We start from the raw sequence: 14,727 nt of genomic DNA, 5'->3' as shown, positions 1-14,727 counted from the left end.
CTGATCAGAGCTTTCTTACCGATGCGTTCACGCCCGCAAGACCACCCGAACGCGCGGACTCTTCACCGGGAACGTTTTCGGTGAATCGTGTCGATCGCGATCAGCCGATCGGTTCAGCAATAACGCCTGGCATATTCTTGCAGAGCGCCGGGGCCAAGACGCCGGTGCAGTTGTTCGCCCACGCCGAGCATCAGCGCGCGCCAATAAGGAGCATCGCCTTCGGTCGCTGCCGCTTTGCAGCTGCGCGCGTTGTGCAGAGCTTCGAACAATTAATCCACGCTCATCTCCGGCAGGCTCGCCAGAAAAGCGCGAAGCCGGACTTGCTGCTCCGGTGTCATCTCGGATTCCTCACAAAACCGCCGTCCGGAAATTCATCACGCGTCGAGATCCAGGCCGTCTTCTTCGGCTAGTTCCACGCCGGTGACGCAAACATCGCCGTCATCGACGATCAAAGGCACGGCTGTGAGCTGCTTGCCTTGGCAGGGTCCAATGAAACAGTGCCCGCTATCGATGTCGAACTGGGCGTGATGTTGGCCGCAGGTCAGAAAGTTGCCATCTTCATCCATGAACTGCCCCGGTACGGTATCCAGCCGGCTGCCGGCATGAGGGCAGACATTTTCAAATCCAAAAAAACGGTTGCCCTTGCGCGTAATCAGAATCGGCCAGGGTTTTACCTCGCCGGTCTCGGTTCGCACGGCCAGCCAAAAGCCCCGCGCCTGTTCTTCGTCTATTTCCGTCGTACGGCAAACTACAAATAGCTCATTCATATCGCACACCCAAGATTGAGGATCGGACCGAAGCGCCGCGCACAGGATCTCGGCGGACGTTGCGCCCATGAGCCATCAAGCAATTCCGGTACCAGGATTAAACTGCTCGATTTTTAGCCATCTCGCGGGCCTTTGCCGATATCCGAAGAAAGAAGAGTGATGGAAACCCGACAATGTTTGTCGTGAACGTGCCGATCGGCACCGAATCGTTTGGAGAAACGGTCACAGGTCGATAGCGGCAAGAATCGGGTTCAAGCAAGGCGCGTCGCGATTACTTCCACGCTTCCGAAATTGTTCCAGTACCACCCCGGCACATCGTTCGCGAAACAGTACAGCCGCCCTGCGGCTTCGGCGGTGTACCGACAGCTTTCCCCGATAACAAATGCCGTCTGGCCGTTCCGGTCCAAGGCTCCGCAGAGAGCGAACCATTTCTCGCGTGGAAGACGCAGCGACGACCCCAACTTGTTCTGATAAGACAAACCGGAGTACCCGGCGGGGCCGCAGGAAATGAAGAAATCCGTCCATGTTCTCCGAGCGGAAAACTGATAAATGCCACCCGCGGCGAGATCGATGCCGCTGTCGTTCCAGAACGATCTAGCGCGGACGGAAAAGGATTTCTGATCGCCGACATTCATCGTGAAATCTCCTGTCCATTGAGTTTCCCGACGTGCAAGCCAGCTCGCGCGAAGAGACCGGCCGGCGAAACTGCAGGATTCGTTTCATGGAACCTAGGACCGCCGCCACACGCTGGCCAGCCAGGGCTGCGCCGGTCGAGGCAATCCGGCGGGCCGGAAATAGTGTTCGAGCTCCACGAATCCCGCAGCGGTCATCCGCTGACGCCACCCGTCCAGGTCATAGTAAGCGCCGTAGCGTCCGCTGCTCCAGCATTCCTCGTTGGTACCGCGCGGATTGGAGCTGAAAAGGACGCCGCCCGCCTTCAGTGCGGCATGCAATTGACCGAGTACCCTCGGCAGTTCCTGGGATGGAACATGAAACAAGCTCGCATTGGCAAATATGCCATCAAAGGAACTATTCGGAAGGTCGAGTTGCAGGAAATCCTGTTGCCACACCTCGCAACCGGTATCCTCCCTCGCCATGGCCGCAAAGCGCTCCGCCCCCTCCACGCCTACAGCTATGTGTCCGCGCCTGGCGAATTCCTTGAGATCACGCCCCGGCCCACAGCCGAAATCGAGGATTCTGAAGGGCGGGTCCCCTTCGATATGGCGCAGCAGCGCATCAATGTTCTGGCTGACGTCGTGATTCCGCGTTCCCTCCCGAAAATCTTCCGCATGCCGGTTATAGTGCGCCAGTGTCAGGGTTACGATCTTGTTCAGATCGTCGGGCAGTAGCTTCATGGTCGATCAGTGACTGGGAATTTCCGATCCCAGTGTATAGCACTTCGGCGGTCGTCTTAAGACGCAATGTCCTTCGAGCGCGGCAGGGAGACGAACCGGCACAGTAAAAGCTTCGCTTTCTCCGGAAGTTGTCGCCGATGCTGACGCTCGGGGTCATGCGAATGCCGGTTTGTACGGCGCCGGTGGCGACCTCGGGCGGTTGAGGAAGCTCTCGGCGGTTTTCCCGAAATGAGGGAAGATGAGGCGAACCGGTCTTGTCCGGCCACGGGACGGAGTCATGGGCGATAAATAATCGTGTTGTAGTAATACTTCGCGATTTCCGTCCATTTCACGTCCTCTAAAAAATCGGAAGAGTTGAGTTCCGAAAAGGTCGTAAATCCTTCTTTCTCCCGGTAAGCGCGAAATTCGTCTTCATTCAACGGCACAGCAAGCTCGGTATTGGTCACTTCGATGTACCAGCGTCCTTTCCCCGCTCTCCAAACGAGCATGACGTGCTCGATGTTCCCGCGCGCCGCATCGTTCGTCTTTAGGACGACCGCTCGAAACGGAAGATTGAGCGCTTCACCGACCGCGAGATAGAGCGTTACCAGCGTATCGCAATCCAGCGATTTTTCATCCAGTCCTTGAGACAACAGGTATTGCGGAGCCGTGTGATTTATCAGGCGAAGATACAGGATATGTTTGATGACATCGGCTAAACGCTGGACGTCCTTTTTGTCGGGATTATTGAGATTAATCCCGGAAGAAACCTCCTTTTTCACATCCTCGATAAAATTATCGATGCTTCTGTAATGGTCTGGCTCTACCTTGTAAACAGCGCTTTCGATATCGAGGCGGGCGGCCGCAACGGTCGAGTATTTTCTGTTTGGGTGTTTGGTATTGATTGTTCTTGCGAGCTCAAGAGCGAAGAGATGTTTCGATATCTTGATGTCTCTCCGATAGCTGGCAGTAACTTGCGCTTCAGGGAACGCGCCGTAATACCATCGCTCGACCATGAATGTGACGGTGGCATAAACACCGACCAAGGCGAACGCGACCAAAACAAGGAAAGCGGAGATTTTTACCCTGGCGGATAAGGTCGAAATCTTTCCGCTAAACCGGATCAATACGCGTTCAAGGAATGAGACCCGAAACAACATGGTGGATAAGCCTGGCAAATGACAAGGGACGTTTTCCTCATTATTCGCAACTTGCTCAACGAAATCCCCGGATGGCAACAGGGAGGTAACTGGCTCCAGGTGTTTCCCGCCGCGCGAGAGATACCAATCCGAACAGTGGAATTGTGCGCCGCCACTATGTCTTAGACTAGAATTTGCGGCGGACAATCAACCGAACCTTGGCCGCTTTCAGCATTGCCAAACCGGCGACGACGCCTGTCCTGAGCCGAGTCGAAGGGCGCTTCCCGAATGTCGGTGCGTCCTACGGACTGAATTGTCGAAGATCGCTCTTTATGCCGACGCAATATATGATCGCAACAATAAACCATCGAAAGAAACGATAAGCTATGGGACTATTTAGGTTTGTCGCCGGCTTGTTCATCGTAACGGGCATCGGCCTGATTGGGCTCGCCTGCCATGAAACCTACGAATCACTGCGGGTAACGGTTCTCTCATCCTCTCTCGAGAAAACCACCGCCAAACTGCTTGGCTACCACCAAGAGATATCCAGAGTCCGAAAAACAACAGGCACCGGTTACACGACGGGCGTCTGGTTTCCGCAGCCCAAGGTCGAGTACAAGGGCAAAACTTACACCGATCCCAATATCGTTCCCATCGAATGGTATGAGCCTGGAGACCAGGTCCCTATCAGCGTCGTGGCCGATGGAAAAGGCGGCGTGTATGTCGATACCTTTTACGTACGCTATACCGCCGCCGCCATTTATTTTGTTCTCGGTTCGATCTTCTTCGGATTGACTCTTCTATGCTGGCCAATGCTGTCCGCGGCGACAGAAAACGATGTCGACCCTATTTTTGAACACGCTCCCGTTTGGTTCAAACACGTCAAATGGGCTTTTATCGGCATCTTTGGTTTTGCTGCCGTCATGGCATCGAAAGAGTATCTTCCCGGACTGATTCCGGACACCTGGAAACCGGGCAACCTCGAACGAGAATTCATTCAGGCAATGAAGAAAAGAGATTACGCGCAAGCGAAAAATCTCCTGAATAATGAAGAGCTGAACCTCGATTACCATGAATATGACAGCTATAAAAACACCCTGATAATGGCCGCATTGGAAGGCGGTCACGATGAGATCGCTCGCCGCATGATGCAAAAAAAGTTCGACATCAATGCCAGGGATTGGAGAGGCCACTCGGTCATCTATTATGCCGTTCGCTACCAAAACCCATTCGTTTTGAAGGAACTGATCGAGAGAAACGCAAGTCTCGAGTCCAAGGACGACCTGCTTCTATTGGCCATCGCCGTCAAAAGCAGAGAGGCCGTCGAAATTCTCGTCGAAGCGGGTTACCCGGTTGATAGAAAAGACCCCGAGCTCAGGGTTTTTCCGAGCGACATGGCTATCTATGCGGAAAGGCCCGACATTCTGAATTACCTCGTCTCGAAAGGGGCGCCAACCAGCGCCCCTCGAGAATTCATCGATGTTGCACGCGATCCGGCGAACGTAAGCCTGCAAGATGAGAATCTGAGGTTCGGGAAGAAGATGACCCTGAAACGATGGAAGGCGTTATGCGAGGAAGAAGCGCAAGGGCGGACGAATTAAAGGGGTCAAGCCGATCACACGCCGCGAGGTTTCAAAGGATGATAGAGCGTTTTCATCTCGCTCGTACGGCAAAACCGGCTTGGCGAAAGTCGTTGGCGCCTTCGGCTCGGGTGAATTGATTCAAGCATTCGTAGCTCGGCAATCCTTTCCCAATCGCAAACGGTCGCTTTAGTCGCGACCCTTCCGACGAAGACGCTCGGCCGGGACGTGGTGTCGGGAAGGGCGGCTTCGGCGCTCCAATCGCAAACGGCCTGGCCGGGAGCGCCGGCCACGCCCTTCCCGAAGACGCCGTTTGCGATTGGGAAGGATTCCCGACCTACTCGCGAGTGCCCGTACAGTAGGTATGAAAATGCTCTAATGGCGGCGATGGGACAGCCGGATGCGCGGCCGGATGACCTGAAACCGGTATAGCAGCAGGGAGCACGATGGATGCGGCAGGCCGGTAGATTCCGACCGTCCGCCACGTGCCAAACAACGGCTGGTTCCGAACGAAAAATAGTCACCGACAACAGGCAAGTCGGCATCTGCCGGATGAACCGAACGGGTCATCCTCCGGAATCGACACGGCGATTCATGGCCTTAATCTCACTTCACCGGCGCGAGTTCGAAAATCACGATCTCGGCGTCGCCTCCCCCAATATTCTCGACGGTCATGGCGGCCCCCGTTTCCCAGAAAACATCGCCCGGACCGTAGACGTGCGTCTCGCCGGAGTCCTCCACCTTTAACCTCCCCTTGAGTACGTAGCGCGGACCGGGACCTTCGTGGGTATGCAGGGGCGTCTTGTAGCCGGACGGGAACTGAACCCGAACGACTCGTGTTTCGACGGTATCGGCGGATAGCGGTACCGCCTTTTTCAACAACAGTTGCCGCGGCGCCATCGTCGGCGCTTCCTCGGCGTAGGCCGAGCCGATCCCGGCACCGAAAATTAATATGCCCAGCATGAGGGCGATATACGAACAGCTTGGATTTCGTTGCATGGTATTGCCTCTCGAAATTGTTCATACCAATCGTACCGACCGAATCTTGGGCGGGAAGTCGGTCGATGGATGGATACTCCGACCGACTCCACTTGGGGCTTATCCGCTTCGACTCGTCGGAACCGAAATTCAGCCGACGCGACCGGCTTTCATCGCCTCCGGTACTTCGATCAGCTTGCCCGATCTTACGTCGTAGATGAAACCGTAGATCGGAATGTTCTTCGGCACCAGGGTGTGATTACGGATGCGTCTCACGTCCTCGGCAACGCTCTGTTCCTGATTCTTGATGGTCAGCCAGTTGATGTATTTGCCGTCGGTACACCCCGGCCCTTTACCCACATCGTGCCAACCGCTGGCGTCGATGGTCGCGGTTTCGAGGCTATTGCTCAGAAGATCGCCCATGATCTCATTGGTGAACAGTTCCATACCGCAATCGGTATGGTGAATCACGAACCATTCGCGGGTGCCGAGCAGCTTGTACGAAATCACCAGAGAGCGGATGGCATCGTCGCTGGCCCGTCCGCCGGCATTGCGGATCACGTGGGCGTCGCCCTCGGTAAGACCGGCGTACTTGGCAGGATCGAGGCGCGCGTCCATACAGGTCAGGATCGCGAAATGCCGCCCCGGCGGCAAGGGAAGATGGCCCTTGTTGAAACTGGCAGCATAGCCTTGGTTGGCGTTTAGAACTTCGGTCAGGATCTGGCTCATATGATTTCCTCCTAAGGATTGTTGTTGTAAAAGACAAGCCGCCTATTAGCCCCGGCGGTAGATGAGGGCGAAGTTGTTGGCGGGCATGTCCATGGCTTTGTCCAGCTTCATGCCGTGTTTGGCGGCAGCCCGGTTCAGGTCGGCCGTATCCTTCAAGCCCCATTCCGGCACGCCGGCCGAACGCAGGGTCCGATCGAATTCTTCGTTCGATGGTGTGGTGAATCGCCCGTCGATCTTGAAGGGGCCATAGATGAACAGAAGGCCGTTGTCCGCCAATACCTCGGAAGCGCACTGCATCATGCCGTCGGCGATGGAGACCGGTGCAACCTGAAAAATGTTGATGCAGTAAATGGCGTGGAACTCCTCCTCGTCCGGATCAGGCCATGTGTCCGGCTGGGTGAGATCCAGCCGGCGCGGTTTCCGGATATTGCCGAGGCCGCTCTCCGCCGTCAGCTTCTCGATGTTCGGAAACACCTCCTCGTTCATGTCCGTGGGATGGAATTGCAGATGCTCGAAATGCGGCGCGAAGTAATGCAGGTGCATGCCGCTCCCCGAGGCAAATTCGAGCACGTGGGCTTTGTTTTTCGGGAGCAGCGTTTTCAGCGTTTCCAAGATGGAATCACGGTTGCGATGCCCCGCCCAAGCCACGTAGGGGCTCAACGGATGGGGATCGAGTGGGGGTCTGTCCTCGTACATGAAACATCTCCTCTGGAATAAAAGGTTATCAGTTCTAGGACAAGCCTGACGGACAGGCCTATAGCAGGTAGCAGCTTATGTGCCAAGCTTATTCGATTCGGTTTTAACGTAAAAACAGGTACTTATAAGAAACTTCACACCCGGGCTTGAAAAACCGCTTCACAGGATGAAATTGCAATTCATGTGGCGGCGATCCACGTCGCTGATCACGCCGTTATCCACATCCAAACTCTTATGGCGTATTTCAGCAGCGAAACCGCCCTTCCAATCGCAAACGGCGTCTCCGGGAGCACCGAAGCCGCCCTTCCAATCGCAAACGGCTTCTCTGGGAGCGCCAGAGATGCCCTTCCTACTGCGGACGCCGTCCCAATTGCAAACAGAGGCCGTAGGATGCGGTGAGGAACGAACCGCATCGTTCGCGAGCGATGCGCCTCCAATCGCAAACGGCTTCTCTGGGAGCACCAGAGCTGCCCTTCCAATCGCAAACGGTTGCTTTAGTCGCAACCCTTCCTTCGTCGGCACATCCTACAGCTCTGGCACGGCGGCTCGACGTAGTATCGGCTACGCCTTCCCCGTCGCTCAATCCGTGCGGCGCGCCACACCGGCGCCTCGGCGCCATCGCGATGAAGAGACGTGAGAAATCCGGGCTAGACCTTGAGAAATATCCAGATGGGAGCGGATAAAGCGCGCCGCTATTCCCTGGCGGAGGACGCCTTACTATCATGTAGGCAACCTCGCATCACCCATCGCGATCATTGATTATTCAGATACCCTTCCGGCGTTCGATACATCGCCGAAACCTACTCGAAGAATCAGAACAATAGGCATCCTATGACTTTTGGGACAAGAACGGGCCGGGCGTGCTGCCTGGCGCGACGCATACGGCATATCTCGCGTTGGCTCGCCATACCGCTCAGCTTCATTTTGGCAGTAACCCTGGCTGGCGCGGCCGAGCGCTGGGACATCGATGCGCTGATGAGCGTACTGTCCCGCATCGAGAGCGGCGAGAAACGCTATACCGAAATCAAGACCATGGCGCTCCTCAAGGAACCCATGCGCCTGAGCGGCACGTTGATCTACCGCGCGCCGTCGTTCCTCGAAAAACGGGTGCTTTCCCCCTTCGAGGAGCGCTATACGGTGGATGGCGACTCCCTGACCATCGAGAATCCCGCAAAAGGCGTCAAACAGACCCTTTCGCTGGCTTCCCAACCCGCCATCTGGGCTTTCGTGGAAAGCATCAGGGCGCCGCTGGCGGGCGATCTCGCGACCCTGAACCGCTTTTACAAAGTCAGCTTCGGCGGATCGAAACGTAATTGGCTGCTGGCCCTGGTGCCCACCGAACCGGATATGGCCAAGCTGGTTCGGTTCATCCGGATTCGAGGCAGCGGCGACCGCATCGATCGAGTCGAAATCGAGGAAACCGGGGGCGACACCTCCGTCATGACCATCGAGCATCGGCCGTGAGGGAGCGCCTGCCGGTCTTCGTGTGGCTGGTCCTCATGGCGGCAGGCGCATGGATCGCGCTGTTCCGCACACCAATTTCCACCGACCTCACGCATTTTCTCCCGAAAAAGGCGGGAATCGCGGAGCAGATCCTGGTCGAGCAGTTGCGTCACGGAGTCGCGTCCCGCCTGCTGCTCATGGCGCTGGAGGGAGACAAGGAATCCGATCTGGCCGAGGTCAGTCGACGCCTGGCGGAACGGTTGCGGGAGAACCGCGCGTTCGTGCGGATCGACAACGGGACTCAAGGGCTTTCCGCGGCAGACCGGGAATTTCTGTTCGAAAATCGCTATCTCTTGAGCCCTAAGGTCAGCGAACAGCGGTTCGGCGCGGAAGGGCTCCGGCAAGCCTTGGAAGCGCGCCTGGCGGAACTGGCCTCGCCGGCCGGTTTATTGGAAAAGGAATTCCTGCCCCGCGATCCGACCGGCGAATTCCTCGAAACCTTGCGGCCTTGGATGAAATCCGCGGGGCCTTCGCTCCGACAGGGCGTCTGGTTCTCGCCGGACGGCCGTCGGGCGCTGCTCGTGGCGGAGACGAAAGAGCCTGCTTTCGATCTGGATGCCCAGGCCGAAGCCGTGGCTGCGATTCGGGAGAGCTTCGCGGCGGTCAAGGGAAACCGCTCGGTCGAGCTGCTCCTGAGCGGCCCTGGCGCGTTTTCGGTGGAAGCCAACGCCACCATCACGCAGGATGCCGTTAGGCTGTCCCTGCTCAATACGTTGGCGATCACGCTGCTGTTGGCGGCGGTGTACCGGTCGCTGCGGGTCATCCTGCTCGGCCTGGTGCCGCTGGCGACGGGCGCCTTGGCAGGGACCTGCGCGGTGAGCCTCTGGTCCGGCGGGATACACGGCATCACCCTGGGATTCGGCGCGACCTTGCTCGGCGTCGCCGCCGATTATCCCAACCATCTGTTCACCCATGTGCGCCGTGGAGAGACCAGCCGCCAGACGGTAAGCCTGATCTGGCCGACGCTACGCCTTGGCATACTCACCAACGTGGCGGGCTTTGCCGCGATGCTGTTTTCGGGCTTCGAAGGCCTTTCACAATTGGGCGTTTTCGCGGCGACGGGACTCCTGGCCGCCGGGCTGACCTGCCGCTGGATCATGCCGGCGCTCATGCCCCAGCATATCGCCCTACCCGACCGGATCGTCAGAGGGTTGCATGCCGATGAGTTTCTCAGAAGGCTAAGCCGGTTCCGCTTCGTTCCGCCTTTGCTGATCTTCGCCGCGATTGCATGGATAACCGGCTCCGGCGCGTCGCTCTGGAACGACGATATCGATGCCCTGAGCCCGGTACCCGAGTCCCGCAAAGCGCTGGACGAAGCCCTGCGCCGCGATCTGGGCGCACCGGATCTTCGCCAGTTGATCGTCGTAACCGGCGCCGGTGCCGAAACCGTTCTGAGGCGGAGCGAGGATCTGAAAAGAATCCTACAGCCCCTGGCCGACAACGGAACGATGGCCGGATTCGACATGGCGGCGCTTTACCTGCCCAGCCATGAAACGCAAAGCCATCGGCAGTCGGCCTTGCCCGAGACGGAAATCCTGCGGCGCAACCTGGATGAAGCGCTCCGGAAAACGTCTTTCAAGCCCAATGCCTTCGAACCCTTCATCGCCGACGTATCGCATGCGAAACATACGCCGCTGCTCGATGAAACGAGCTTTGCCGGAACCTCGTTCCGGCTCAAGATCGAATCGCTCCTTTTCCGGCATGGCGAACTCTGGGTCGGCCTGGTTCCGCTCGTCGGCGTGGCCGATGCCGCGCAGTTGCAGGCGGCGCTCGCGGCGGACAAGAACCTCATCTATCTGGATCTTCGCGAGGCATCGAGCCGGCTGCTTCGGGATTACCGGCGCGAAGCCGTTCACTTGCTCGGCGCGAGCGTGGCAGCCATCGTGATCCTGCTGACTTTCGGACTCCGCTCGCCGGGCGGCATGCTGCGGGTTGTGACGCCCATGGCCGCTGCGGCTTTCGTCACCGCAGCGGTATTGATGAGGCTGTACGGAGGCCTGTCGCTTTATCACCTGGTTTCGCTGCTCCTGGTAATGGGGCTCGGCATGGACCAGGCATTGTTCTTCAACAAACCCAGCCGAACCCCGGAGGAGCGCAACCGGACCCTCCTGTCGCTTCTGATTTGCAGCTTCAGCGCAGTAATGGCTTTCGGCATTCTGGCAACATCGAGCGTCAACATTCTCAACGCCATCGGCAGCACCGTGGCCATGGGCGCGGCTCTCGCGGTTCTTTTCGCAGCGATGCTGGCCAGACGGAATCCGTCTTCGGCATAATACTTGAATTCTTCACATCGCCATCTCACGCTATCTTTCTCCACACCCACTTGATGCAGCCTTTGATTATTTCCGCATTCACCCTGACCAACTGTCTGGGAAGGGGGCTGAATGCGACTTCGGCGGCGCTTCGGGAACAGCGCAGCGGTCTTCGCCACTGCGACTTTCCGGGTACCGAACTGGACACTTACATCGGCCGGATCGACGGAATCGAAAACGAACCCGTAAGCGGACGCTTAAGCGATTATGATTGCCGCAACAACCGCCTGGCCCGGATCGGTCTCGAGCAGGACGGCTTCGTTCAAGCCGTGGAAAGCGCCCGGCGGCGCTATGGGCCGGAAAGAATCGCGGTGATCCTCGGCACCAGTACATCCGGCATCCTGGAAACGGAATCCGCTTATCGGAGGCGCAATCCCGAAACCGGGGCGCTGCCGCCCGATTTTCGTTATCGGCAGACCCAGAATACGTTTTCCGTGGGCGATTTCACCCGGCGCTATCTCGATCTGCAGGGCCCCGCATCCGTCGTCTCCACGGCTTGTTCGTCCAGCAGCAAGGTTTTCGCCAGCGCCGCGCGCCTGATTCAGACGGGGCTGTGCGATGCGGCAGTCGTCGGAGGCGTCGACAGTCTCTGCTTTACCACCCTATACGGCTTCACCGCGCTCGAACTGGTATCGTCCACCCCGTGCCGTCCAGCCGATGCAGACCGCAACGGCATTTCCATCGGAGAAGCGGCCGGTTTCGCCCTGCTGGAAAAACCGGAACGCGGCACCGGCGATATCGCGCTGCTCGGCTACGGCGAAAGCACCGACGCCTACCACATGTCTTCGCCCCATCCCGATGGCCTGGGTGCGGCGGAGGCCATGAACAAGGCCATGCAGCGGGCCGGGATCGATCCGGGCGCTATCGATTACATCAATCTGCACGGCACCGCCACCAAAGCCAACGATGCGGCCGAGGACAAAGCCGTGTCCGGCATCTTCGGCGCAGCGGTACCGTGCAGCTCGATCAAGGGCTGGACCGGCCATACCCTGGGAGCGGCGGGAATCGTGAATGTTATCGTCGGTTGCCTGAGCATTCGCGAAAATTTCGTGCCGCGCAGCCTGAACACCGAGCGGGTCGATCCGGAGATCGCGTCCTGGATCGCCACCGAGGAACTGCGGCGGCCGGTCCGGACCGTCCTCTGCAACGCCTTCGGTTTCGGCGGAAACAACGCCAGCCTGGTTCTGGGAAAACGCTCATGATCCGCGTATTCGTCGAAGGCGTCGGCATGATCGGTCCCGGGCTTTCCTCCTGGAAGGAGAGCCGCGAGATTTTGGCCGGACGGCAAGCCTATGCTGGCGGCGAGCTGCCGCGGCTCCTGGCGAGCAGACTTCCTGCAGCGGAGCGACGAAGAAGCACCGCCGTTACCCGGCTCGCGATCGACGTGGCGGAACAAGCGCTACCGCCGGACGTAAACGCGGGAGATATCGCGACGGTATTCACGTCCTCGGGCGGCGAAGTCGAAATCATTCATCGGATTTTCGAGGAATTGGCCACCGTCGAGCGGCAGATCTCGCCGACCCAATTCCACAACTCGGTCCACAACGCGGCATCCGGATACTGGAGCATCGCGACCGGTTCGCGGCAGGCGTCCACCAGCCTGTCCTGCTTCGACGACTCCTTCGCCATGGGACTGCTGGAAACCGCCGGCCAGGCATTCGTCGAAGACACGAAGGTTCTACTAGTCGCCTATGATTTCCCGCCGCTTGATCCGATTCTCCGGGCTCGTCCGTTGCTGGCACCGTTTGCGGTCTCCCTGCTGCTTGCTTCGGAAAGATCCGAGCACAGCCGCGGCGAGTTGACGATCGGCCTCGATACCGCCAATGCGGGCGACATAGGCCACATGGACGATGCGGGGCTCGAGGCCTTGCGCGCCGGCAATCCCGCGGCTCGAAGCCTGCCGCTTTTGGCGGCTCTGGCGCGTTCCGAGCCTGCCGAACTGAGTTATGGCCAAGCGCGGGTCGGGCTTAAGCCATGCGCCTAGACCGATCGGAGCTCATTGGCCTGCTCCCTCATGCGGGTACCATGTGCTTGCTCGATGACATACTCGACTGGGATGAAACCCGCATTGTCGCGTCGGCCACCAACCACCGGCGGTCGGATAATCCGCTACGCCGTCAAGAGGGCTTAAGCGCCGTATGCGGCATCGAATATGCCGCTCAAGCGGCCGCGATACATGGGAGCCTGTTGGCCGGAAAACAAGATGCTCCGGTGAAACCGGGCTATCTGGCGGCCGTTCGCGAGCTCGAACTCGCCGTCGGGTACTTGAACAGAATCGAATCCACGCTCGTAATTCGAGCGGAAAAACTTCACGGAAATGAAACCGGTTTGCTGTACGCTTTTGCCGTCGAATCGAACGGCAACGTTCTTCTCACGGGTAGGGTATCGGTGTTCTTGTCGGCCTAAGCCGAACCGGGATATCGCTCGGGACCGTTTCTTTGGAAAACACTGCATCGGGTAGAACCACCCTCCTCGGGAGAGTACAATACTTAACCTTTTATAACGCGCTTCTATTTGGGCAAACGAGGCGATTCCTGCGGTAAGACAAGGCTATGAAACAGCTCTCGGAGATCATGGCGGTAATGCATAACGAATACAACACGGACGATTTGCGCATTTGCGAAGTTAAGGAGGTCATTCCGCCCGTACAGGTTCACGAAGAATTTCCCATCACCCAAGAGGCCGCGCTGACGACTTTACAAGCGCGCCGGGAAATCCACCGTATTCTGGCCGGCCAGGACGACCGCCTGCTCGTCGTCATAGGTCCGTGCTCGATTCACGATCCCGAAGCCGCTCTGGAGTACGCCAGACGCTTGCTGGAAGCGAAGCGGGAGCTGGTCGACGATCTGGTGATCGTCATGCGGGTTTACTTCGAGAAGCCCAGGACCACGATAGGCTGGAAAGGGTTGATCAACGATCCATGTCTGGACGAGAGCTTCAATATCAACAAAGGGCTGAGATTAGCCCGGCAACTGCTGCTCAATCTGAACCAGATTGGCATGCCGTCCGCCACCGAATATCTCGATCTGATTACGCCGCAATACGTGTCGGACCTTATCGCCTGGGGGGCGATCGGCGCCCGCACCACGGAAAGCCAGGTGCACCGTGAACTGGCTTCCGGCCTTTCCTGCCCCGTCGGCTTCAAGAATGCCACCGACGGCGGTATCAAAGTAGCCATAGACGCCATCAGCGCGGCCAGACGTCCGCATCATTTTCTGTCCTTGACCAAGGCGGGCCATTCAGCCATTTTTTCGACCACGGGCAACGAAGACAGTCACATAATTCTCCGCGGTGGAAAGCAGCCGAACTACGATGCCGAGAGCGTGGAGGCCACGGCTCAGGCTCTGGAAAAGGCGGGCCTGCCACCCAACATCATGATCGATTTCAGTCACGCCAACTGCATGAAGGATTATCACCGCCAATTGAGCGTAGGAACGGATGTGGCGATGCAACTCGAAGCCGGCGATTACCGCATCTTCGGCGTCATGATCGAAAGCCATTTGAAAGCCGGCAATCAGAAACTCGAGCCGCGCAAGCCGCTGGAATACGGCCTCAGCATTACGGATCCCTGCCTCGGCTGGGACGACAGCAACTCTCTGCTGCAACGCTTGGCGAAAGGCGTGGCTCGCCGGCGCCGACATGGCCGCCAAGAAACCGCCGCAGAGCTTATCCGATCGAGCACCTGAATC

At 58.2% G+C, this 14,727-nt stretch carries 15 protein-coding genes; 7 read left to right on the top strand and 8 right to left on the bottom strand.

Features of this window, described 5'->3' with window-relative positions:
• Positions 1 to 113: 113 nt before the first annotated feature.
• From B2A78_RS26175 to B2A78_RS19190, 5 genes are all read right to left on the bottom strand, one after another.
• Positions 114 to 269 carry a hypothetical protein gene (locus B2A78_RS26175; RefSeq protein ID WP_168175481.1) on the bottom strand — a complete coding sequence of 52 codons (156 nt, stop codon included), beginning with the start codon at positions 267 to 269 and terminating at the stop codon, positions 114 to 116.
• 105 nt (positions 270 to 374) lie between these two features.
• Entirely contained in the window at positions 375 to 767 is a 393-nt protein-coding gene (locus tag B2A78_RS19205; RefSeq protein WP_077731688.1) for a Rieske 2Fe-2S domain-containing protein, read from the bottom strand.
• Between the two features lie 251 nt (positions 768 to 1,018).
• Positions 1,019 to 1,402, bottom strand: a complete 384-nt coding sequence (locus tag B2A78_RS19200) for a hypothetical protein (protein WP_077731643.1) — start codon at positions 1,400 to 1,402, stop codon at positions 1,019 to 1,021.
• Positions 1,403 to 1,495: 93 nt separating this feature from the next.
• Positions 1,496 to 2,122, bottom strand: a complete 627-nt coding sequence (locus B2A78_RS19195; protein ID WP_077731642.1) for a class I SAM-dependent methyltransferase — start codon at positions 2,120 to 2,122, stop codon at positions 1,496 to 1,498.
• A gap of 275 nt (positions 2,123 to 2,397) precedes the next feature.
• Positions 2,398 to 3,447: a hypothetical protein gene (locus B2A78_RS19190; RefSeq protein WP_143735226.1), complete on the bottom strand. Its 1,050-nt coding sequence runs from the start codon at positions 3,445 to 3,447 to the stop codon at positions 2,398 to 2,400.
• A gap of 179 nt (positions 3,448 to 3,626) precedes the next feature.
• On the opposite strand from B2A78_RS19190, the gene B2A78_RS19185 reads away from it, so the two are divergent.
• Positions 3,627 to 4,841 carry an ankyrin repeat domain-containing protein gene (locus B2A78_RS19185; RefSeq protein WP_077731640.1) on the top strand — a complete coding sequence of 405 codons (1,215 nt, stop codon included), beginning with the start codon at positions 3,627 to 3,629 and terminating at the stop codon, positions 4,839 to 4,841.
• Between the two features lie 585 nt (positions 4,842 to 5,426).
• Here B2A78_RS19185 and B2A78_RS19175 read toward each other — a convergent pair.
• The 3 genes from B2A78_RS19175 to B2A78_RS19165 all read right to left on the bottom strand — a co-directional run bounded on the left by B2A78_RS19175 (position 5,427) and on the right by B2A78_RS19165 (position 7,223).
• Complete coding sequence (locus B2A78_RS19175; protein ID WP_077731638.1) at positions 5,427 to 5,819, bottom strand: cupin domain-containing protein; 393 nt, start codon at positions 5,817 to 5,819, stop codon at positions 5,427 to 5,429.
• A 129-nt stretch (positions 5,820 to 5,948) separates the two neighbouring features.
• Positions 5,949 to 6,527, bottom strand: coding sequence for a carbonic anhydrase (locus tag B2A78_RS19170; protein WP_077731637.1), 579 nt, complete (start codon positions 6,525 to 6,527; stop codon positions 5,949 to 5,951).
• 45 nt (positions 6,528 to 6,572) lie between these two features.
• Positions 6,573 to 7,223, bottom strand: coding sequence for a DUF938 domain-containing protein (locus B2A78_RS19165; protein ID WP_077731636.1), 651 nt, complete (start codon positions 7,221 to 7,223; stop codon positions 6,573 to 6,575).
• 831 nt (positions 7,224 to 8,054) lie between these two features.
• On the opposite strand from B2A78_RS19165, the gene B2A78_RS19155 reads away from it, so the two are divergent.
• From B2A78_RS19155 to aroG, 6 genes are all read left to right on the top strand, one after another.
• Complete coding sequence (locus B2A78_RS19155; protein WP_077731634.1) at positions 8,055 to 8,687, top strand: LolA-related protein; 633 nt, start codon at positions 8,055 to 8,057, stop codon at positions 8,685 to 8,687.
• Positions 8,684 to 10,999 (top strand): MMPL family transporter, encoded by a 2,316-nt coding sequence (locus B2A78_RS19150; protein ID WP_077731633.1) that lies wholly within the window; start codon positions 8,684 to 8,686, stop codon positions 10,997 to 10,999. The genes B2A78_RS19155 and B2A78_RS19150 overlap by 4 nt, the downstream gene beginning before the upstream one ends.
• A 53-nt stretch (positions 11,000 to 11,052) precedes the next feature.
• Entirely contained in the window at positions 11,053 to 12,240 is a 1,188-nt protein-coding gene (locus B2A78_RS19145) for a beta-ketoacyl-[acyl-carrier-protein] synthase family protein (RefSeq protein ID WP_077731632.1), read from the top strand.
• A complete protein-coding gene (locus tag B2A78_RS19140; RefSeq protein ID WP_077731631.1) occupies positions 12,237 to 13,022 on the top strand; it encodes a beta-ketoacyl synthase chain length factor in 786 nt (261 codons plus the stop codon). Before B2A78_RS19145 ends, B2A78_RS19140 begins: the two co-directional genes overlap by 4 nt.
• The gene (locus B2A78_RS19135) at positions 13,013 to 13,444 is read left to right on the top strand and encodes a hypothetical protein (RefSeq protein ID WP_077731630.1); all 432 of its coding nucleotides are present in this window, start codon (positions 13,013 to 13,015) and stop codon (positions 13,442 to 13,444) included. Before B2A78_RS19140 ends, B2A78_RS19135 begins: the two co-directional genes overlap by 10 nt.
• Positions 13,445 to 13,620: 176 nt before the next feature.
• Positions 13,621 to 14,724: a 3-deoxy-7-phosphoheptulonate synthase AroG gene (gene aroG, locus B2A78_RS19130; RefSeq protein WP_077731687.1), complete on the top strand. Its 1,104-nt coding sequence runs from the start codon at positions 13,621 to 13,623 to the stop codon at positions 14,722 to 14,724.
• The last annotated feature ends 3 nt before the right edge of the window (positions 14,725 to 14,727 follow it).

Source organism: Methylocaldum sp. 14B (genome assembly GCF_002005105.1).
Taxonomy (GTDB): Bacteria; Pseudomonadota; Gammaproteobacteria; order Methylococcales; family Methylococcaceae; genus Methylocaldum.
Note: the sequence above shows the minus strand (reverse complement) of the source record. Positions and strands in the feature narration are given on the sequence as shown.